This is a genomic window from Exiguobacterium sp. s102, assembly GCF_018618635.1.
Lineage (GTDB): Bacteria > Bacillota > Bacilli > Exiguobacteriales > Exiguobacteriaceae > Exiguobacterium_A > Exiguobacterium_A oxidotolerans.
In genome coordinates this window covers 719,855-740,901 of record NZ_JACSML010000001.1, presented here as the reverse complement: position 1 = coordinate 740,901, position 21,047 = coordinate 719,855, and the positions used below count along the sequence as shown (strand labels likewise).

Below are 21,047 nucleotides of genomic sequence, written 5' to 3'. Positions count from 1 at the left end.
GCTTCCGTTTTACATACGGAGTCATCGGCGTTTGCCATACCTATCTTTTTGTTCATGACGTCATGACGTGTACTTGAAGAACGCATGTCCCGGTCGCATCAGCGAGATATGATGGAATCGCGTCTATCGCGTTTTTATCAAAAATCAGGCGAGAATACTCCCACCTCTAAGCGTCTTGGGGCGAAGCCCAGCGTAGGTGGGAGATGAATCGCCTTCGGGCAAGGCGTGTCTTACGACACGTCAATTGCCCTACATTTTTTTGGTTTAACAACAAGCAAAAGCAGGGATAATTAAAATGTCACGTTCTTTGAAAACTGAAGATATAGGGTTGTGACAGGAAGTTCGTCTGTCACGTAAAATCTTCAACGTTCACCTTGCGGATGACCGAAGTAGCGAAAACCAAGCAGAGTAGGCATCCGCACAAAAGAAACGGACAAGATTAACGTTCAACCGTCGGGACGACGGGGTTAGCCTGATAACGTTTCGATCGATAGGTCGGATAACTCAGGAATCCTCCACCTCTTAGCGTAGCGTAGGTGGAGGTAGTTCAATTTTCATGCGTGCGCAGGACGAGGACTTCCCCTTCGACGACCGTCACTTGCGCAACACCAACCCACTCATTGCTGACCGTCAGCGAACCACCGACCGGAACAGGATGCTCCGTCAAGGGGTATTTGACGCCGCGTAACGTCAAGTTCGACGGGACAAGGGGAATGAATGACAGGTAATGATACCCTTCAGACGCGAGTTCGTACTGACCGGTTTTCCAGTACCGGACATCCTCACGTTTCGTCACGAGTCGTGCCATCGGAAATTGTTTTAACAAATAGACGTTCTGTAGCGTCATGTCGAGCCGACCACCCGTCGCACCAAAGATGAGTAGTTCAGCACCTGCAGCCTGTTCGGTAGCGTAACGTAACGCTAGTTCTAAGTCCGTTTCATCTTTTTCTGCCGGATGAAGCAATCCACCATCCGGAACGTATCCGAGCGAATCAAAGTCACCGATTGCCACATCAAAATCAAGTCCTTGCTCCACTAATGTCGCAATCCCGCCGTCAACACCGATAATCATCGTCTTGTCTTTCACGAATGGTGCGAGCGTCGGGACGTCTTCTGCCGGTCCTGCCGCAACGATTAAAACTCTCATCTTTAAATACCGCGAGCGGAGTAACGTAAAAGACGTGGTGCTGTCGTAAGCAAAATACCTGCAACGACCCCACATAAAACGTACGACGGAGCCATATACGTCGCGTTATAAATGAACGAGTAAGGAACGACCGGTCCTTTGGCATACTCTGCAAAAAAGACGATTCCACTGATGACATGACAGATGTAACGTAGACCGGCACCTAACAAGGTCGCAAACAAAACAATCGTCATGAGACGCTTTTTTTGACCTTCTGTTGCTGCTTTTTTGACTTGGCCTGCAAACACTCCACTCAAACCGACGACACCATATGCAAGCGTATAGTCAAGCAGCGGTTGGACGACCGTCAAGACTTGCGGAGCGAACATCAATTGAATCGTTCCGACGAGCGCACCCGTGATGACACCACCAACGACGCCGTGACGAAAGGCCATGACGAAAATCGGTAACATCGCTAAGCTGATGGATCCGCCTTGTGGCATTTTGAACGGAATCAATAAATCAAATACAACACCGAGACTCGCGAAAATCGCAATCTCCATTAACATTTGTAATCGTTTCATACTGTGTTCCTCCTAAAAATAAAATAATGATGACAACAAAAAGGCAGTACGACGGACGCCGTACTGCCTGCGTGCGCCACATCCCTACGTCCGTCTGAACGGAACAGGTTCGAAGGGTTAAAGTCTACTCACTTCTCTCAGCCGCTTGACGCGACACCCCTTGCGGTCAAAATTTAATTGTCTTGGCTCTATTATACGTGAGCCGCGTTTCGAATACTAGTGATGGCTTCCGCATAGTCTGGTGCATTGTAGATTGCAGAACCTGCGACAAGGACGTTTGCCCCATTGTCGATACACAGTTTTGCCGTTTCCGCGTTGACACCACCATCGATTTCAATTTCGAACGTCAAACCGCGCTCTGCTTTGATCATCGCCAATTGCTTCAGCTTCGTCATGACGCTCGGCAAGAAAGCTTGTCCGCCAAATCCTGGATTGACCGTCATCAACAAGACCATGTCGACTTCTTCTAGGACATGTTCAATCGTCGACAGTGACGTGTGTGGATTCAGCACGACGCCGGCCTTTGCTCCAGCCCCTTTAATTTGTTGCAAGACACGATGGACATGATTCGTCGCTTCGACATGGAAGGTGACGATATCCGCTCCTGCCGCTACAAACGCTTCGACGAAGTTTTCTGGTCGATCGATCATTAAATGAACGTCAAGGACCATGTCCGTCTTTTGACGAAGACTACTGAGGACGGGTAGACCAAATGAAATGTTCGGGACGAACTGGCCGTCCATGACGTCGAAATGGATGTAATCTGCTCCTGCCGCCTCGACAGCTTTAACGTCTCGTTCTAGGTTGGCGAAATCTGCTGATAAAATAGATGGTGCGATTTTAATCATTTCAATACCTCCGCGCTCGATTCTTGATTTCCTCTACAAACATACCATAATTCGTATAGCGTGAGGACATGATTTCTTCTCCCTCAACTGATTTTTTGACAGCACAGCCTGGTTCGTTTAAATGCAGGCAACCACGGTATTTGCACGTATCTTGCCGTGCGACGAATTCTGGAAAACACCAACGTAATTCTTCGATTTCCATCTCGTGTGGAAAATCGAGGTTCGAAAACCCTGGCGTATCAGCAATCAAGCCCTCTGCAAGCGGAATTAACGTCACATGACGCGTCGTATGTCGTCCGCGTCCGAGCGATTTCGAGATGTGGCTCGTCTCGAGATCGAGCGTCGCATCGAGCGCATTCAACAATGAACTTTTTCCGACTCCCGACTGTCCCGCGAGCACACTTGTTTTTTCCTTGAGTAGCGGGCGGACTTCCTCTACCCCTTCTAGCGTCTCACTCGACGTCTCAATCACCTGATAACCGATTTGTCGGTAACCGGCAATCGCCGTCCGGACTTCTGCTTCCGCTGTTCCTTGCAACAAATCCATCTTCGTCAAGATAATGATAGGTTGAATCTCTTTTGCTTCGATTAAGACTAAAAATCGATCGAGCAAATGGGCTGAAAAGTCCGGTTCTGCTGCTGAGACGACAAGCAACGCTTGATCGATGTTTGCGACCGGTGGACGAACCAGGAAATTTTGCCGTTCCTTCACTTCTAAAATGTATCCAGTTTCGCTTTCGATATGCAATACGACCTCATCTCCTACAACAGGACTGATACCACGTTTTCGGAAGTTTCCCCGAGCGCGCGATCGCACCTCGCCCTGCGTCGTCATGACATCATAAAACCCACCTTGTAGACGAATGATCGTCCCGTCCCGATTTTCTTCGATACGATTTTCTGCCATCCCATGCCCTCCTTCAATTTGCGGTTCGTAGCACACTCATTGTTCTGCTTTCGCTTGTTTATAGGTAATCGTTTTCGAGCGATACACTACATCATCTTTATAAATTGTGATTTTTCCTTCTTCGCCCGGATCAATCGTCACCGGAACATCAAATGTTTCATCACTGTCAATCGACTCTTCAATCACCGTACGTTTCCCTTTAGCATCATCCGTCTCGATTCGAATGACTTGCCGCGGCGGATCTTCATCCCCTTCACCTACAGCATCGTAGGCTACTTTTTCCGGGAAGGTCGCCGTCACGGTTTGTTCTTCCTCCCCTTTTGAAATAAAGACCGTCACGGAATCGTTCGGCTCGACTTTGACACCCGCTTGCGGAAATTGACGAATGACTTGGTCCAGTTCGACTTCACTCGAAAATTCTTGTTCGAATGTACCGTCGAGACCTGTCGCGTCCAAGTACGCTTTTGCTTCAGCACTCGACATGTTCGTCAAATCCTTCAATTCAAACGCTGACGAACCTTCGGATACCGTGATTGTAATCGTCTGTTCCTTTGCAATCACTTCTGTTCCGGCTGAAATCGATTGCCGGATGACATTGCCTTGTTTAATGTCTTCCGACTCTTCTTTTTCGACATCTACTTTTGAGAACCCAGCATCCTTCAAGATCGAGGTCGCTTTTTTCTCTGTTTCGTCCGTTACATCCGGCACTTCGACCGGATCACTGCCCGTCGAGACAACAAGATTGACCGTCGAACCTTTTTTGACGGTCACTTTTGCCCGCGGTGCTTGACTGATGACAAGTCCTTCATCAATCGTATCACTCGATCGCTTAGTCGATTCGACGATAAAACCGAGTTTCTCAAGTTGTTTTTCGGCCTCGTCCGCATCTTCTTTTGCGACATCCGGCACAACGACCGTCGGATCCGGCCACATCGCGAACGTCGTCGCGGCACCTCCGAGTAAGAGGAGGAATACGAGCACAATCCACCATCGCTTTTTTTTCTTTTGTTTCGGTACAACTGTCGCGACCGTAGCTTCTTCTTCCTTGACCGGAGTTCCGGACGGAGTCGAGACTGGACTTAACACCATCGTTTGCTCCATCGGATCTTCCCCGCGAACCCCTTCATCTGCTCGTTCAACAGATAATGCCGTCACCATATCTTCCCGAAATTCAGCAACGGATTGTTGCCGATCGTGCGGGGCCTTCGCTAGTGCCTGCATGATACAGTTTTCTAGCGCTTGCGGCACGGCAGGATTCAAGACGGATGGCCGCCGCGCTGTATCTTGCAAGTGTTTTAATGCCACGGCAACGGGTGAATCTCCTTCGAACGGGACGTGTCCTGTCACGAGTTCATAAAGGACAGCACCGAGCGAATAAATATCCGATTTTTCATCGGCAAATTTTCCTTTTGCCTGCTCAGGTGAGAAGTAATGCACTGAACCAAGAACGGACATCGTATGTGTCAATGTCGCGTTCGACATCGCGACGGCAATACCGAAGTCCGTCACCTTGACCGTACCATCCTCTCGGACGAGCATATTTTGTGGTTTTATATCTCTGTGGATGATGCGATGGGCATGGGCATGATCAATCGCGTCACAAATCTGACTGATGATTTCAACCGCTTTATTGATTGCGAGCGGTCGTCCTTCACAGTAGGTTTTCAACGTCATCCCATCGATGAACTCCATCACGATATAGTAAATCGAATCCTCTTCACCGACATCATAGACGGCAACGATATTCGGATGGTTCAAACTTGTCGCAGCATGAGCTTCGCGCTCAAAGCGCCGAATGAATTGTTCATCATGCGAAAATTCAGTCCGTAAAATTTTGATTGCGACATTCCGTTTTAAGATTTCATCATAAGCTTGATAGACATTCGCCATCCCGCCATTTCCAACTAGCCGTTCTATGCGGTAGCGGTCATTTAATCGATCTCCGTATCGCATATTCAGCCCCTCTTTCTTTCTTTGAAACGGATGGCAGCAACGGTGATGTTGTCTGCTCCACCCCGCTCATTCGCCTCAAAAACTAATCGTTCAACGATTTGCTCGAGTGGCGCATCTTCTTGTAGCAGCTGTTGTATTACTTCATAAGGGACTTCATCCGTTAATCCGTCACTACAGACGAGGACAATTTCATAATCTGGTGCATCCCGGACTTGGACGTCGACGTCGACGAGTTCGTTCGAGCCAATCGAGCGCGTGATGACGTTTCGACGTGGATGATTTTCGACTTCTTCTTCCGACAGTTCACCTAATTGCTTAAGCATATTGACATAAGAATGATCATCTGTCAGTTGCTTCAGTTGACCTTCTTCAATCGCATAGACTCGACTATCCCCGACATGACCGATAACGAGGAGTTCGTCCGACCAACAGACACACGCCATCGTCGTTCCGACGACGGCCAAGTTTTCTGTCTTGGAGTACTGTAAGATTTTAGAATTGGCTTCCTGCACTTGCTGTTCAATCCAAGAAGATAATTCAGCTGGTCGGCTTGGCATGTCCGCATAGGCATCAGCAAATACTTGATGCACAATCGCGCTTGCCTTCTCACCTGCCGCGTGACCACCCATTCCGTCAGCGACGACGGCAAGCCCTTGTTTTTCATCACCAACGAGTAACACCGTATCCTCGTTTTGCAATCGCACTTTTCCAGTCGTCGTCAGATAAGCTAACTCCATGACCGTCCTCCTCTTCTATCTCACCTACTGTTGATGCATTTAAGAAAATTCAGCGTGCGTGTCATCCTTGCTTTTTAAAGGCTGCGATGTAAAATCCGTCGGTCCCAAGCGTCGTCGGAAGCAACTTGAGCTCTGCCCGTTCTGAAATCAACGCCTGCACGTTTTCTGGCATTCGCCCTTTGAACGACTCATCAAAAACAAACCCTTGGCTTAAGATAAATTCCGTTTGTTGTTCATTTTCGACTGGATCAATCGTACACGTCGAATAGACGAATGTCCCTCCGCGCTTGACGAGCGGAAGAACTGCCTCGATGATTTGTCGCTGAATGACAGGTAACTGTGTTAAATTTTCTGGTTGCTTTGTCCATTTAATGTCGGGTTTCCGGCGGATGACACCGAGTCCAGAGCACGGTGCATCAACGAGAATCCGGTCAAACGATTCTGCATCGAACCGGTCGCCGACTTTTCGTGCGTCGAGGGCTTCTGCTTCTACCGTATCGAGTTCAAGCCGTTCTGCCTGTTTTTTTAGTAATTTAATTTTATGTGTGTGTAAATCAAGTGCCGTCAACGAACCTGTCGTCAATCCTTCAGCAATATGCATCGCTTTCCCACCCGGTGCTGCACAACTGTCGAGTACATGGTCAGACGGTTCTGCTCCGACGGCCCGCGCAACGAGCATCGAACTCTCATCTTGAAGCGAGAGATACCCACGGTCGAGTAAATCCGTTTGTTGGACACTGCCACTGATGATTTCAAGTCCGTCCGGGGCGACGGCGGCTGCTTTAGCAAAGACACCTTGGGCTTCGAGTAATTCGACGGCTTCTTCGACGGTCGCTTTATTCCGATTGACGCGGACCGTGACGGGTGCCGCTTCGTTGTTGATTTGACAAATCTTCAACGTCTCGTCTTCCCCGAACAATTCAATCCAGCGCTCGACAAGCCACTCCGGGTGACTCGTCTCAATGCTGATTCGTTTGCTCGTTGAAGGAATCGTCGAGAAGTCTGGTTTCCCTTGACGTAAAACGTTACGTAAGACACCGTTGACAACTTTTGCGATATGCGGTTTTCCACGCGTTTTCGCGATTTCGACCGCTTCGTTGATGACGGCGTGATCCGGAATCCGGTCTAGATAAAATAACTGATAGACACTCATCCGGAGCAACGGTCGCATGAAGGGATCGAGTTTTTTTTGTGACGCGAGCAACGGATTGAGGATATAGTCGAGTGTCAGTTCGCGGCTAAGCGTTCCATAAACGAGTTCTGTATATAATCCGACATCGGCTTTTGAAATCGCCCGTTTTTCAAGCATTTGGTGGACGGAGATCGTCGAAAATGCACCACCTTGTCCAATTTTCAATAACGTCGTGACTGCAGCATCGCGTACATTCATGCGTCTTCGCCTACTTTCTGTCCGATTTCGAGCGTCTGACCAATCCCACGCATGAAGGTCGCACCATCCATCCGTTTCTTTCCGGCAGGTTGGAGATCGACGAGTTTCAAGGCGATATCCGAGCCCGTCGCAATGACCGGACCATCACTTTCGAGCGCAATGATTTCTCCTGGTGTTCCGGTCCCTTCACACTTCTCAGCGAAGTAGACTTTAAGTCGATCTTTGCCAAGTAGCGTATAGGCACTCGGGAATGGGTTCATTCCTCTGATTTGGTTATAAAGTTCTTCCCCCGGGCGAGAGAAGTCAAGCCGTTCCCGTTCCCGACTGATATTCGGAGAAAATGTTACATCCTCTTCCCGTTGTGCTTCCGGTGTTAATGTCCCGGCAAATAACTGCGGGAGTGTTTCAATCAATAAACGTGCTCCAGCGTCACTCAATTTTTCGAACATCGTACCGACCGTATCCCGTTCTTCGATCGGGACGATGATTTTTGATAACATGTCTCCCGCGTCCAAGCGATCGACCATATACATGATTGTCACGCCCGTCTCCGTCTCACCATCGATGATGGCTTGGTGAATCGGCGCCCCACCGCGGTACTTCGGTAACAAGGACGCGTGGACATTGATTGCGCCATATTTCGGAGCCTCAAGTACGGCCGACGGAACGATTTGTCCGTAAGCTGCCGTGATGATGATGTCCGGGTTCAGGTCGAGCAGGTCTTGGTAATCCTCGCGAATCTTCGTTGGTTGCAAGACAGGAATCGCGTGGGCAAGTGCGACTTCTTTGACCGGTGTCGGTTTAATTTCGCGCTTTCGTCCGACCGGTTTATCCGGTTGCGAGACGACACCGACGACATTGTACCCAGCATCAATCACTTCACGGAGCGTACTCGCTGCAAATTCAGGCGTCCCCATGAAAACGACACGTGGTGCCGCATCCTGTTCAACGAGTTTATCCGTGAACAACACGCCGTCGAGATGATCCATCTCATGCTGGATTGCACGCGCGAAAAAACCACTTGCTTTGATTTTAACGCTGCGTCCAAGGCGGTCTTGTGTTTTGACGACGATGTGGTCGAATCGTTCGACAGGACCGAAGACACCAGGCATACTCAAACACCCTTCGTCATCGATTTGCGATCCACTTGATTCGAGGATTTCCGGGTTGATCAACTCAATCGGACCTGTCTCGTCATCGGTATGGACAACGGCGACACGGATCGGCTGATTAACTTGTGGTGCTGCGAGTCCGACGCCGTCATACTCGTACATCGTGTCGAACATTCGATCGATCATCTTGCCTAACTTTTTATCAAACTTCGTGACGCGTTGACACGTCTGACGCAATACGTCATTTGGAACTTCTACTACTTTATACATACTGCCACCTCACATAAATACGAATGGATTTAAATCCACTGTTACTTGGATCTTTTGTTTGATGCGTAATGCGAGCATCGCGCGGAGTGCCTCCCGCACCTCTTCTTGACCTTTGTGTTTTATAATGACTTGCTGCCGATACATGTTTTTCAGTCGGGCGAGCGGTGCATCGAGCGGACCATTGACGACGAGGTCGTCTGACTCAAGATGTCGTAGTTGTGCCGCAATTGCTTCCGCTTCCGCCTGCGCTTCAAGCGGATGCGCCGCTGAAATCGTTATGAGTCCTAAAAACCAAAATGGGGGATGCCCACCTAGTTTACGTAATTGCATCTCACGTTTATAAAACGTTTCATAATCATGTTGCTTTGCGGTTTGGATGACGTAATGCTCGGGATTGTACGTTTGGATGATGGATTGCCCAGCCAGTTCACCGCGACCGGCGCGTCCGGAGACTTGCGTAATCAACTGGAACGTCCGTTCACTCGCCCGAAAATCAGGAATTCCAAGTGTCGCATCTGCTGCGATGACACCGACGAGTGTGACATTCGGAAAATCTAGCCCTTTCGCAATCATCTGCGTCCCGAGTAAAATGTTTCCCTCGCGTCGTTCAAACGCATTGAGTAACTTTTCGTGTGCGCCTTTACGCGACGTCGTATCTTGATCCATTCGAATGATTTTCGCTTCCGGAATCAAATGTGCCAGTTCTTCTTCAATCTTTTGCGTCCCCGTCCCGAACTGTCGAATTTTTTTCGACGAACAGGATGGACATTCTTTTGGCATCGCTGCCTCGAAACCACAGTAATGGCATTTGAGACGATCGGCTTGTTGATGATACGTCAAGTTGACGGCACAGTGCGGACACTGCAACGTCTCTCCACAATCACGACACAGGACAAACGTCGTATAACCACGTCGATTGAGTAGCAGGACTGTCTGTTCGCCCCGCTCAATCCGTTGTTTGATTCCTTCGATCAACGGCAAGCTAAACGGTGTCCGGTTCCCGCGCTCGAGTTCTTTACGCATGTCGATGATATCGACCGGAGGCAACTCGCCACCGAATCGTTCCTTGAGCGGTAAATACTGATAGACCCCTTTTTGCGACCGGGCGTATGTCTCAAGAATCGGTGTCGCACTTCCGAGGACGACCGGACAATGATGGAACGCAGCCCGCCACGTGGCGACATCTCGCGTATGGTACCTTGGATTTTCTTCTTGCTTATACGTTGTTTCATGTTCTTCATCTAAGATGATGATGCCGACATTCGTCAGTGGTGCAAACACGGCAGAGCGTGCCCCGACGACGACATCGACTTCCCCTTGCGCAATCTTGCGCCATTCATCGTACTTCTCACCGAGCGACAACCCGCTATGCAAGACGGCGACCCGTTCCCCGAACCGACGCTTGAATCGTTTGACCATCATCGGTGTCAGACTAATTTCGGGCACAAGCAAAATCGCCTGTCGTCCCCGTTCAAGCATCGCGTGAATCGACTCGAGGTAAACTTCCGTTTTTCCACTGCCGGTCACACCATGCAGTAAAAAGGTCGCCGTTTCGTCCGGTGCCGTAATCGCGTCGACCGCCGCCTGTTGATCAGCTGTCAGCATCGCGGGCGTAAAAATATCCTGCGTCAAGTGTTCGTAGGGATTGCGATGGATGTCCACCGTTTCGACACTGAGGACACCTTTACGTTCTAGCGTATGGACGATGCTTAATGTCAAATCGAGCTCATGCATGACGTGACTCCACATCGTCTCTTTCTGTTCGATTAAATAGTCCCGCAACAATACTTGTTTCGTTGCTTGACTCGACAACGGAATCGACGGATCGAGCAGGCGAATCCGTTTGTCCGTTTTCGTCGTCTTTTTTTCTTTGACGACCGGTTGGAGCTCAATCTCGCCTTGGCGTGCGGCAAGTAAGATTTCCTGTTGGACTTCACTCGGGAACTGACTGATTTTTTTGCGGTTCCAGTTCGAAAATCGAGCAGTTTCCGTCAAAATCAGTTTATCATAACTGACCTTTAACGCCGCGGGTAACATCGCGAGTAACGCCGTCGCTTGATAACAAAGTGTCGTCTCCGACAGATACGAGGAAAGTTCTAACAGTTCCTCCGTATAGGTCGGAACTTCATCAAGAACACGGACAATCGGTTTAATCCGTGTCAAATCGCTTTCTTCCTTTGTCGCGACGACGATGCCAAGTAACGCCCGTGGCCCAAAGGGTACTTCGACTCGCATGCCGGGAACGACAAGATTCTGCCACAATTCCGGTACTTCATAATCGAACGGTCGGTCGACGGTCGCTGCTGCTACATCGACGATGACTTCAGCAATCATCGTAAGACCTCAGCGAATTGTTCCAGTAAAACTTTCGCTAAATCCGTTTTCAGTTGTTGACCGTAGTGTCTAGCGGGACCATTTTTCCCGAAAACCGTCACTTGGTTTTCGTCACTTGAAAATCCGATGTCCGGACGGGAGACATCATTTGCGACAATAAAATCAGCATGCTTTCGCTCTAGTTTTTTCAGAGCGTGAACTTCGACTTGTTCCGTCTCAGCCGCGAACCCGACAAGCACTTGATGCGTCTTCTGCTCACCCAACGTCCGTAAAATGTCCGTCGTCTCTTCGAGTTCAATCCGTAACGGCCCATCGATTTTTTTCTGTTTTTTCGTATATTGAACCGTTGGACGATAATCGGCCACTGCTGCCGCCATGATGACTAAATCTTGTGCCGCATAACGCGTAAGCATCTCATGGAGCATCTCGTCTCCTGATTCAATCGCCACTGTCGTCATCCCGCTCGGCAATTCGCCTTTAATCGGTCCATGGACGAGTGTCACCGTAGCGCCAAAATCACGTGCTGCTTCTGCTAGCGCAACACCCATTTTTCCGGACGAATCATTTGTTAGATAACGGACCGGATCAATCCGTTCGATTGTCGGACCGGCACTGACTAATACATGACGCCCGGCAAGTGGTTTCGTCTCGAAGAGCCCTTTGATGGTCTCGACTAAATCCTCAGGCTCCGGAAGACGTCCTTTCCCGACCCATCCACAAGCAAGATTACCGACTCCTGGTGCAATCACCTGGACGCCGTCTGCCATCAATTGATCGAGATTTCGGACTGTCGCCGGATGTTCGAGCATATTGACGTTCATCGCCGGTGCGACGACGACAGGACACTTCGCAGCGAGAATCGTCGTCGTGATGAAATCGTCGGCGATGCCTGTCGCGAGTTTGGCAATCAAATTCGCTGTCGCTGGAGCGACGACAATCAAATCCGCCTCGTCCGCTAAATCGATATGCGCGATTTTCGAAGCATCATGTTCGATGAAGACATCATCATAGACCGGCTTCCGTGTCAATGCCTCAAACGTCGTCTTCCCGACGAATTGTTGCGCATTTTTCGTCATTGCGACTTGGACGTTCGCCCCCGCCTGGACAAGTTTCGAGGCGAGTGCTGCCGCTTTATAGGAGGCAATTCCACCTCCGACGCAGAGTAAGATATTACGATTCGTTAGCATATTGAACTCCTCCTTATTGAAAAAAACAGCCACAATGAGGAGTGGCTGCTTCAAAATTAGTCTTGCGGTTGGTTCGTGACCAATACCTCTCCGAAGTAGAGCTCTTCAAGGGCTTTTCCGACTGGCTTATGTGATTTCGGATTCGCGACTTTCACACGTTTTCCGTCTTGAATTTGACGCGCTCGTTTAGCAGCGACCGTCACGATTGTGTATTTAGAAGGGACTTTCTTTTGTAGCTTATCTACTGATGGATATAACATGTTATTTAACCTCCATGGCTTTTTTATAAAGGGACGCAACGCGTTCCCGACTACAATGTTCCGCAGTGACGATTGCTTGAATCCGATCACACGCTTTGTGAATTTCATCATTCGTCACGACATAATCATAAGCATCCATCATTTCAATCTCTTCTTTTGCAACGAGGAGACGTTGTTTGATGACTTCTTCTGATTCAGTCCCTCGCCCGATGAGACGATTGCGTAATTCTTGAAGACTCGGAGGCGCCAAGAACAAGAAGACCGCTTCTGGGAAGTGCTCCTTCACTTGCATCGCACCTTGTACTTCGATTTCTAAGATGACATCTTTGCCTTCATCTAAGATTTTGTTCACCCAGTCAACTGGTGTACCGTAATAATTCCCAACAAATTCTGCATGCTCAAGTAATTGATTGTTTTCAATCATATGCTCGAACTCATCACGTGTTTTGAAGAAATAATGAACACCATCAATTTCTCCTTCACGCGGTTTCCGTGTCGTACATGACACCGAATAATGCAAATTATTGTCCTCGTCTTCACGTAAGGCACGACAAACCGTCCCTTTACCAACACCACTTGGACCAGATAATACGAGTAATAAGCCACGCTCTTTGAAAATCACTTCAGAACCCCTCCATCTAACAAACTTCACATTGTTTCATATTAGCAGTATAGACAGGAAGTTCGCAAGTAATCTTTTTCTAGCTCGACTGCTTTATCATACCATAACGAAGCCGTTTCTGTTACCTTTAGAAAGTGGAAACGAAATCAGGAAAGAAGGTAATATCATGGCTTTTGATGGATTGATGACGACACGTGTCGTCAACGAACTACAGATGCTCGTCGGTGGGCGGATCAACAAGATTCATCAACCGTACGCACTCGATTTAATTTTTAGCATCCGGGCCGATCGTAAGAACGTCACCCTACTCGCATCTGCGAACGCAATGTATGCACGTTTGCATATGACGAGCGAATCGACGAGCAATCCTAGCGAACCCCCGATGTTTTGCATGATGCTCCGGAAGCATCTAGAAGGTGGCTTCATCGAATCAATTGAACAATTAGGACGGGACCGTGTCATTTTGATGCGTATTCGTTCCCGCAATGAACTCGGTGACGAAGAAGCTAAAAAATTGTACATCGAATTGATGGGACGTCACTCGAACATTCTATTGACGGATGGTCAGGACAAAATCCTTGATGCGATTAAGCATCTTCCACTCAGTCAAAATACGTTCCGGACGATCATGCCGGGACTACAATATCAACTCCCCCCGCAACAGGATAAAGTCGATCCATTGACCGGGGATATTGAAACAGCCTTACATCGTATCGATTGGAACGCCGGTAAGATTGACCGTCAATTACTCGGGCTGTTCAGTGGACTATCCCCACAAATCGCTGAAGAAGTCGTCTTGCGTGCAGGACTTGCCAATCGAACTTCGCTCGCGGAAGCACTCCGGTCCGTCTTGAACGAACTGGAAGGACCGTACTATTTCCAACGGCTCGCGAGTGGGAAAGAACGGTTTTCGCCCGTTGCCTTACAGCATGGCGAGATTGTCGATGAAAAAACGTTCACGACGAGTGGTGACGTCCTCGATGCCTTTTTCCATCAAAAATCGAACCGCGACCGTGTCAAACAACAGGCCGCGGATTTAGAACGCTTCATTAAGAGTGAATACGAGAAGAACCTCTTAAAACGGACGAAACTCGAACGTGACCTTGCGGCGACTGAGAAGATGGATGAACTGAAGCATAAAGGTGAGCTCTTGACGACCTACTTGTATCAATTACAACGCGGGATGAAAGAAGCGACCGTCGTCGATTATTATGATGAGGACGGGAAAGAAATCACAATTGCACTCGATCCCCGTTTCTCACCGAACGAAAATGCACAGCGTTACTATAAACGCTACAACAAACTAAAGACAGCCAAAGTTGAAGTCGCAAAACAATTGACGAAGAACCAACTCGAAATCGATTACTTCGAGTCGTTACTCGCCCAACTCGAGGTTGCATCACCCGATGATATCCGGGAAATGCGCGAAGAACTCGTCGAAGAAGGCTACTTACGCGAGCGCAGTAAAAAGAAAAAGAAACCGCTCGTCCCAAAACTTGAAGCTTATCAATCTTCAACGGGCATCGACTTCTTCGTCGGTAAGAATAACAAACAAAATGACTATGCGACGTTCAAATTCGGACGACGCTCCGAAACCTGGTTGCATACGAAAGACATACCCGGCTCGCACGTCATCATTCGGAGTGATGAACCGGATGAAACGACATTAAAAGAAGCCGCGATGGTTGCTGCTTATTATTCAAAAGCACGTGAATCGAGTCAAGTCCCTGTCGATTTTACGGAACTCCGTCATGTCAAGAAGCCAAGTGGTGCCAAACCCGGTTTCGTCATCTATACGGATCAAACGACGTTGTACGTCACTCCGGATGCGAGTCTCGTACAAGCGCTTCGCCTAAAATGATATTTACACGCCAAAAAAGATGGAACATCACTTTGAAGTGACGTTCCATCTTTTTTGTCGTGTTCGTCTTCTTTTACGAAAATATTATGAGACGCCCGCTCGGAGAGAACATCTACTTGATTTTTTCGAGCTGTTCACGGTAATCAAGTAGATGCCCATTGATGATATCCTTCGCTTCATTCACTTCTTCATCAAACGAGAACATTGATTGTTTCCGTTCATGCGAAAAAATCACATCATAATGATGACTCAACAAAAAGTCGATCTCTTGACCGAGCATTTTTTCTTGTTCATCCGTCATCGGGATATCTCGGTGACTGGCGATACTCTCAAGCAGTAACAGTAATTTATCTTCTAAATCGACGAGCTGCTTCAGTTCAATAAACGGTTCACTTTGTCCACTCGTCACGAGCGGATATTTTTGATCTTCTTGAAGCATTAACATCATCTCTTCATGTTTCAGCACTTGCTTACGGACTGCCAGCAGTTTTACGTCGTCCTTAACGAGACTCCGCCAGTCCTCCATTAATTGTTGCGTCGTTTTTTTGACGAGCAACATCAAACGGTTTTCATAGTGCGGTGGGAAGACGATATAGTTGACGGCGACCGCCGATAAAACACCAACGACCGTCAACAGAGACCGCGTCAAGGCATAATGGACATAATCGGCAGTCGGACTTTCAAACATCAAAACGATGGCAAAGGCAGCAAACGTCGACATGTCCGTCCGACCAATCATCGAGTTGAAGACGAGCGACACGATAACGGCTAACCCAATCGTCAAGGGGTTTGCCCCTAACGTCGCAACGACTACGAGACCACAGACAAGGCCTAAAATCGTTCCGAACACTCGATTAAAGAACATTTTAAAGGAGCGGTGAATCGTCGGCTGCATCGCAACGATTGCTGCGACGGCTCCCATTCCAGAATAGATGTCAAAGACGTACCAAGAGAAGCTGAGCGCAATCGCGACGGCGATCCCTGTCTTAATGGTACGGAGACCGATTCGAAATTGGATGTTCACTCGAGCGTCACCTGCCCGACTTCACTTTCAACCGTCACTTCCGGCTTTTCTTGTTTCGACAGCTCATAAATAACTGCACTGTCGTCTTTTAATTTCGTGTAACGTTTTGCAGCTTTCACATCTCCATCCGTTTCAACCGTAATTGTCCCAGCGGTTTTTGCAGGATTTAATCGAATCGCTCCATCAATCGTCTTGACGCTTAAATCAAGTTTCACACCATATTCGTCGAGTTTGACACTCTTTCCTGTGACATCAGCATGAACAGCATTCAAATCCTCGATGTCAACAGATCCGCTCCCAATCAATGTCACGTCATCTGCGTTAATTTTGTTCAGACGAATCGTCTCCGCGTCAAGCTGAATCACTTTGGCAAAAACGCCCATCCCTGTTAACGAGGCCGCATCGACATCAATCCGATTCATATAGCTGGGTAAACCAACTTCAATCTCATAATCCCCCGTTTTCAAGCTCGGGCGATTTCCGAATCGGGCCAGCCAGCCGTCACGTCCTGTCACGGTAATCGTATTTCCTGACGTCCCGACTTTTAAGCGTTTTTTACTTGAAGCACTATCGACCAGTTTCAATTGAACATTCCCATCCGTGCTTCTAACGAAGTTGATGCTCGCGTTCGGTGCTTCGATTTGTAATGTTTTATAGCGGTTCGTCGTCTTGAATGTCTCACCACGAGATAAAGAATCTGTCGTAAGTAAGAGTGTCACCGCGTATAGAAGAATAAGGGCTGATCCGACCGAAGCATATAGTATCCACGGACGGCGAACAGGCTTGCGCTGACCAATTCTTTCAAAAGAATCATTTTGTTTTCGTCGTTTTGCTTTTAAACGTGTAAACGTCGACTGTTTTCGTTTTCGTTCTGATCTACTCGTTGTATCGTCCATCCGTTTACCTCCATCCAGTTCACTTCCATTATTCCGAATTTATGATTGTCCTGTCAACATCCTCTCTCCATCATACGAAAATCGTAAATGTCTTGGCATCGGGCGGAAGAATGAACGGCGGTAAAAAAAAGGAAGAAGAAGAATCAGCTGAAATGATTCTCCTTCTTCCTTTTAAGTTAGCTCTAATTTTTCAAAATCTGCTTTACAGTTCAAGCGATTCATCAATCGCTAAAGGATGACCTGTCTGCCCTTGCGCTTCAAGCTCATCACAAAAAGATTTGGCATCTTGTTTGATTAAGTCGAATGTATCGTAATGAATCGGTACAACCGCGTTCGCCTGCAACATATCGGCAGCGATTAAGGCGTCTTCCGGTCCCATCGTGAAATTGTCGCCGATTGGTAAAAATGCAAGATCAATGTCATGATGTGCCCCATACAATGCTAAATCGCCGAACAACGCCGTATCTCCTGCATGGTACAGTACCTTATCTTCAATCGTCAGTAAGAAGCCAGCCGGCATTCCCATGTACATGATGGTCTGCTTCTCTTCATCAATGATGCTTGAAGAATGGAAGGCTTGCGTCATTTTTACTTTTCCGAATGGAAATTCAAATTGACCGCCGATATTCATCGGATGAACATTCAACCCTTTAAAACTTAAATACGTCGCTAGTTCATGTGTTGCGACAATCGTCGCGCCCGTCGACTTCGCAATCGTTTCCGCATCCGCCATATGATCGGCATGGGCGTGGGTCAATAGAATAAAATCTACTTTGACGTCTTCCGGTTTTGTCATCGCTTTGTCATTCCCACTAAAAAACGGGTCAATCACGATGTGTTGCCCATTCGTTTCAATCGTTACCGTTGACTGTCCGTGATATGTCACTTTCATTTAAAAGACCTCCCCTAACAAATAATCGGAACGAGTTATTTTTTCCCCTCTCCCCAAGCACATAAACCTTTCATCGCCGGTTGAAGCGTAAACGCAGCATCTGTCAGTCGGTATTCGACATGCAGGACCGCTTCATCAAATTCAATCCGTTCGACCATGCCAAGTCGTTCAAGTTCCTTTAATTGATCTGTCAACACCTTCCTTGATATGCCCGGAATCGACCGATGCAATTCTAGAAAACGTTTAGGACCGTTCTCTAATGTGCAATATAACCGTGGGCGCCATTTTCCACCAATGATTTCGAGCGCTCGATTAACTGGAAATTGTTCTGTCGTCATTACTTTTCGTCTCTCCTTCAAGTAGTTACTTCAAAGTGCGTACTATGCAATCGAGTGTATCGTAAGTTACCGTTAGCGTAAACCAAAAAGCAAAGGAGACAACAAACATGACTTACCCACGTAATTTTTCACACATCGGACTTTCGGTCCCAGATTTAGAAGCTGCTATTACATTTTATTCGGAGGTTATGGGATGGTATGTCATCATGGAACCATCTGATGTCATTGAAGACGATTCCCCAATCGGCGTCATGTGTACGGACGTATTTGGAGCAGGATGGGGCAAATTCCGCATCGCGCATATGGCGACAGGCGACCGGATCGGGATCGAACTCTTTGAATTCCCGAACAATGAACAACCGGAAAATAACTTCGAATTCTGGAAAACAGGTATTTTCCATTACGCGATTCAAGACCCGGATATTGAAGGCATGGTCGAAAAAATTGTGGCTCACGGCGGCAAACAACGGATGCCGATTCGTGAATACTACCCGGGTGAAAAACCGTACCGCATGGTATATTGTGAAGATCCGTTCGGTAACCTCGTCGAACTCTATTCACACTCATATGAATTGACGTACTCCGAAGGCGCCTATTAATCATGAAGGCGTGGCTCAATCAAGAGGGAACATCTATTGAAAATTGGCAGTACCGTGACGTCGAGATGCCGCAACTTAAAGCACATGAAGCGTTGATTCGTGTTAAAGCCGTCGCCCTGAATCCTGTCGATTACAAAGCGACGAACAATCCCGCTTGGACGTTCCCGCATATTCCCGGTGTCGATTTAGCCGGAGTCGTCGAACAGGTCGGTTCAGACGCAGGTGATTTGTCGGTCGGAGACCGTGTCGCGATTCATACGAACCTTCAAAAAAATGGAGCGTTCGCGGAATACGCTGCAGTCGATGCACGGGCACTTGCCCTCATTCCGGAAGACGTCAGCTTTACCGATGCCGCAGCGATTCTCTGCGCCGGGATGACGGCTTATGAAGCGATCCATCAAAAGATGAACACGACGGATAAAGAGACGATTCTCATCCACGCCGGTGCCGGTGGTGTTGGCGGGTTCGGCATCCAGCTCGCGAAACGTCTCGGCTTACGTGTCGCGACAACAGCGTCGACTGAAAATCATGACTGGGTCAAGCGGTTAGGGGCTGACTTAGCGATTGATTATAAACTGGAGAACATCACCGATGTGATTCGCGACTGGACGGATGGACGTGGTGTCGATTTAATCTTGAATACGGTCGGCCGAGCTGAAGCGACGGACGATTTAGGACGGCTCGCCTTTTCCGGTCAACTCGCTTATATCGCCGGCGGTCCGGATTTGTCGATCGTCAAACCGTTTACGTTGTCACCGTCAATCCATGAAGTCGCGCTTGCCGCTGCTTACGCGAGTCAAAATGACCGCGCCATCCGTAACCTTGGTCAAATGGCATCGGCGTTGCTTCTGCTCGTTCAACAGAATGAACTCGATCCACTCGTCACAGATATCATCCCAGCCGATCAACTGGTCGAAGGGCTAAAGCGGTTGGCAGAACGACACGTCCGCGGTAAAATCATCGCGACGTTTTAAGTAGGCAACATCCAAAATTGAAACGCCGATGCTTCCATTTTCAGACGGCAGCATCGGCGTTTTTATATTTATCATGATTTGATGCATAGCTGTAACACCGCAACAACAGTTTTCATCCCGTGTTGAAAAAATCATTCGCTTCGCCCGCACCAAACAGGAAAAAAGCTTATGTTCCGTTGTCAAAGACAAACAGACCGACTCTTGACTACCGGTATTTATCGGTTTTTGTGATTTGTAACGAGCGACCGACGAGTTGAAAGCCGATTGCTTGATAGATTTTATTGGACGTCGGGTTCGACCAATCCGTATAGAGTGTGATCATCGGGTACCCTTGCTCCAGCAAATAGGTACAGACACGGGCCACGAGATCAGAAGCAAGACCTCGCCCTCTAAGTTCCGGCGGCGTATAGACGTAAGAGACGGTCACGCCTGACGTCGTCGGTCGACTAGCTGACGTCATGGATATGAGACGGTCCCCGTCGAACAGACCAAATAACGTCTGCTTTGAACTATGACGACGAATCGTCTGTTCATTTTGAAGACGATTCCGCTCCGTCACGGCTAATGCACCGGTCTCGCAAATGAAGTCCCATCCGAACGAGACGGCTTGGTCGACAGCCTGTTCGTCAACGATACGAAAAGCGTATTCAAGTTGCGGTGGTCGCGTCACGTGATGTAAGGCATACATTCCTTGATCCATCTTCACACGGTATTTCGTATGCGGAGCAAGAAGCGGCTTGACGAGCGCATGTTCTCCGACATATCCCTTACAGTCAAAAATCCGGGCAAGTTTTCGCATGCTTGGATCCGAAAATGCTTCACCTGCCAAAATCGCCTGTTCTTCAATCGTTTGTAGGATGATGATTTTTCGGTCGTCTTCTTCAGCGATCGCCATCAAAAGTGGCGTATCCCCCCGTTCCAAGATACCGAGCGGCAATTGGTGGACCTCACTGCGCTGTTCAAGGAAAGGAACAGCCACGCGTTTAAAACTCTCATAATCCCGATAATGCGTTACCATCTGAAGCGACCTCCTTTGTTCTACAACTAGTGTAACAAAAAAAGTTTCCACCCCATACGACAAGTCAAAAAACATTCATCTAAAATCGTCAAGGCTCCTTACCCGTCCGGATAAG

Annotated in this window: 20 protein-coding genes, 1 pseudogene and 1 riboswitch; of the genes and pseudogenes, 3 read left to right on the top strand and 18 right to left on the bottom strand. The window is 48.2% G+C overall.

Going from position 1 to position 21,047, the window contains the following annotated elements; all coding sequences use genetic code 11:
* Positions 1 to 547: 547 nt before the first annotated feature.
* From KNQ02_RS03570 to gmk, 13 genes and pseudogenes are all read right to left on the bottom strand, one after another.
* Positions 548 to 1,147, bottom strand: coding sequence for a thiamine diphosphokinase (locus KNQ02_RS03570; RefSeq protein ID WP_214807312.1), 600 nt, complete (start codon positions 1,145 to 1,147; stop codon positions 548 to 550).
* A gap of 2 nt (positions 1,148 to 1,149) precedes the next feature.
* Positions 1,150 to 1,710: an energy-coupled thiamine transporter ThiT gene (thiT, locus tag KNQ02_RS03565; protein WP_029330869.1), complete on the bottom strand. Its 561-nt coding sequence runs from the start codon at positions 1,708 to 1,710 to the stop codon at positions 1,150 to 1,152.
* Between the two features lie 64 nt (positions 1,711 to 1,774).
* Positions 1,775 to 1,881, bottom strand: a riboswitch (TPP riboswitch).
* A gap of 20 nt (positions 1,882 to 1,901) precedes the next feature.
* Entirely contained in the window at positions 1,902 to 2,558 is a 657-nt protein-coding gene (rpe, locus tag KNQ02_RS03560) for a ribulose-phosphate 3-epimerase (RefSeq protein ID WP_029330870.1), read from the bottom strand.
* Between the two features lies 1 nt (position 2,559).
* Positions 2,560 to 3,465 carry a ribosome small subunit-dependent GTPase A gene (gene rsgA, locus KNQ02_RS03555; RefSeq protein ID WP_088837398.1) on the bottom strand — a complete coding sequence of 302 codons (906 nt, stop codon included), beginning with the start codon at positions 3,463 to 3,465 and terminating at the stop codon, positions 2,560 to 2,562.
* A 36-nt stretch (positions 3,466 to 3,501) separates the two neighbouring features.
* On the bottom strand, positions 3,502 to 5,418 hold the full coding sequence (pknB, locus tag KNQ02_RS03550) for a Stk1 family PASTA domain-containing Ser/Thr kinase (protein WP_214765174.1): 1,917 nt from the start codon (positions 5,416 to 5,418) through the stop codon (positions 3,502 to 3,504).
* Between the two features lie 2 nt (positions 5,419 to 5,420).
* Positions 5,421 to 6,155, bottom strand: a complete 735-nt coding sequence (locus KNQ02_RS03545) for a Stp1/IreP family PP2C-type Ser/Thr phosphatase (RefSeq protein ID WP_088837400.1) — start codon at positions 6,153 to 6,155, stop codon at positions 5,421 to 5,423.
* A 61-nt stretch (positions 6,156 to 6,216) separates the two neighbouring features.
* Positions 6,217 to 7,545, bottom strand: coding sequence for a 16S rRNA (cytosine(967)-C(5))-methyltransferase RsmB (rsmB, locus tag KNQ02_RS03540; RefSeq protein ID WP_214807310.1), 1,329 nt, complete (start codon positions 7,543 to 7,545; stop codon positions 6,217 to 6,219).
* Positions 7,542 to 8,462, bottom strand: coding sequence for a methionyl-tRNA formyltransferase (gene fmt / locus KNQ02_RS03535; protein ID WP_371816402.1), 921 nt, complete (start codon positions 8,460 to 8,462; stop codon positions 7,542 to 7,544). The genes rsmB and fmt overlap by 4 nt, the downstream gene beginning before the upstream one ends.
* Positions 8,463 to 8,495: 33 nt before the next feature.
* Positions 8,496 to 8,927: pseudogene (gene def, locus KNQ02_RS15790) on the bottom strand (peptide deformylase); the annotation flags it as partial.
* 9 nt (positions 8,928 to 8,936) lie between these two features.
* Entirely contained in the window at positions 8,937 to 11,261 is a 2,325-nt protein-coding gene (priA, locus tag KNQ02_RS03530; RefSeq protein ID WP_214807306.1) for a primosomal protein N', read from the bottom strand.
* Positions 11,258 to 12,448, bottom strand: coding sequence for a bifunctional phosphopantothenoylcysteine decarboxylase/phosphopantothenate--cysteine ligase CoaBC (gene coaBC / locus KNQ02_RS03525; protein ID WP_214801877.1), 1,191 nt, complete (start codon positions 12,446 to 12,448; stop codon positions 11,258 to 11,260). The genes priA and coaBC overlap by 4 nt, the downstream gene beginning before the upstream one ends.
* Before the next feature lie 56 nt (positions 12,449 to 12,504).
* Positions 12,505 to 12,708, bottom strand: a complete 204-nt coding sequence (gene rpoZ, locus KNQ02_RS03520) for a DNA-directed RNA polymerase subunit omega (RefSeq protein WP_029330878.1) — start codon at positions 12,706 to 12,708, stop codon at positions 12,505 to 12,507.
* Position 12,709: 1 nt separating this feature from the next.
* On the bottom strand, positions 12,710 to 13,327 hold the full coding sequence (gmk, locus tag KNQ02_RS03515; RefSeq protein WP_200872407.1) for a guanylate kinase: 618 nt from the start codon (positions 13,325 to 13,327) through the stop codon (positions 12,710 to 12,712).
* Positions 13,328 to 13,496: 169 nt separating this feature from the next.
* On the opposite strand from gmk, the gene KNQ02_RS03510 reads away from it, so the two are divergent.
* Positions 13,497 to 15,191 carry an Rqc2 family fibronectin-binding protein gene (locus KNQ02_RS03510; RefSeq protein WP_088837405.1) on the top strand — a complete coding sequence of 565 codons (1,695 nt, stop codon included), beginning with the start codon at positions 13,497 to 13,499 and terminating at the stop codon, positions 15,189 to 15,191.
* Positions 15,192 to 15,303: 112 nt separating this feature from the next.
* On the opposite strand, the gene KNQ02_RS03505 is transcribed toward KNQ02_RS03510, so the two are convergent.
* From KNQ02_RS03505 to KNQ02_RS03490, 4 genes are all read right to left on the bottom strand, one after another.
* Positions 15,304 to 16,215, bottom strand: coding sequence for an FUSC family protein (locus KNQ02_RS03505; RefSeq protein ID WP_088837406.1), 912 nt, complete (start codon positions 16,213 to 16,215; stop codon positions 15,304 to 15,306).
* Positions 16,212 to 17,111: a DUF4097 family beta strand repeat-containing protein gene (locus KNQ02_RS03500; protein WP_088837407.1), complete on the bottom strand. Its 900-nt coding sequence runs from the start codon at positions 17,109 to 17,111 to the stop codon at positions 16,212 to 16,214. Before KNQ02_RS03500 ends, KNQ02_RS03505 begins: the two co-directional genes overlap by 4 nt.
* A gap of 202 nt (positions 17,112 to 17,313) precedes the next feature.
* Positions 17,314 to 18,003 carry a metal-dependent hydrolase gene (locus KNQ02_RS03495; RefSeq protein WP_214807305.1) on the bottom strand — a complete coding sequence of 230 codons (690 nt, stop codon included), beginning with the start codon at positions 18,001 to 18,003 and terminating at the stop codon, positions 17,314 to 17,316.
* Positions 18,004 to 18,038: 35 nt separating this feature from the next.
* Positions 18,039 to 18,341, bottom strand: a complete 303-nt coding sequence (locus KNQ02_RS03490) for a winged helix-turn-helix transcriptional regulator (protein WP_214807304.1) — start codon at positions 18,339 to 18,341, stop codon at positions 18,039 to 18,041.
* Between the two features lie 107 nt (positions 18,342 to 18,448).
* Between KNQ02_RS03490 and KNQ02_RS03485 the strand changes: the two genes are divergently transcribed.
* Together KNQ02_RS03485 and KNQ02_RS03480 are read left to right on the top strand one after the other, a co-directional pair.
* Positions 18,449 to 18,940 carry a lactoylglutathione lyase family protein gene (locus tag KNQ02_RS03485; RefSeq protein WP_088837410.1) on the top strand — a complete coding sequence of 164 codons (492 nt, stop codon included), beginning with the start codon at positions 18,449 to 18,451 and terminating at the stop codon, positions 18,938 to 18,940.
* Between the two features lie 2 nt (positions 18,941 to 18,942).
* The gene (locus KNQ02_RS03480) at positions 18,943 to 19,914 is read left to right on the top strand and encodes a zinc-binding dehydrogenase (protein ID WP_214807303.1); all 972 of its coding nucleotides are present in this window, start codon (positions 18,943 to 18,945) and stop codon (positions 19,912 to 19,914) included.
* Positions 19,915 to 20,119: 205 nt separating this feature from the next.
* Here KNQ02_RS03480 and KNQ02_RS03475 read toward each other — a convergent pair whose 3' ends face one another.
* Positions 20,120 to 20,932 carry a GNAT family N-acetyltransferase gene (locus KNQ02_RS03475; protein WP_214807302.1) on the bottom strand — a complete coding sequence of 271 codons (813 nt, stop codon included), beginning with the start codon at positions 20,930 to 20,932 and terminating at the stop codon, positions 20,120 to 20,122.
* Between the last annotated feature and the right edge of the window lie 115 nt (positions 20,933 to 21,047).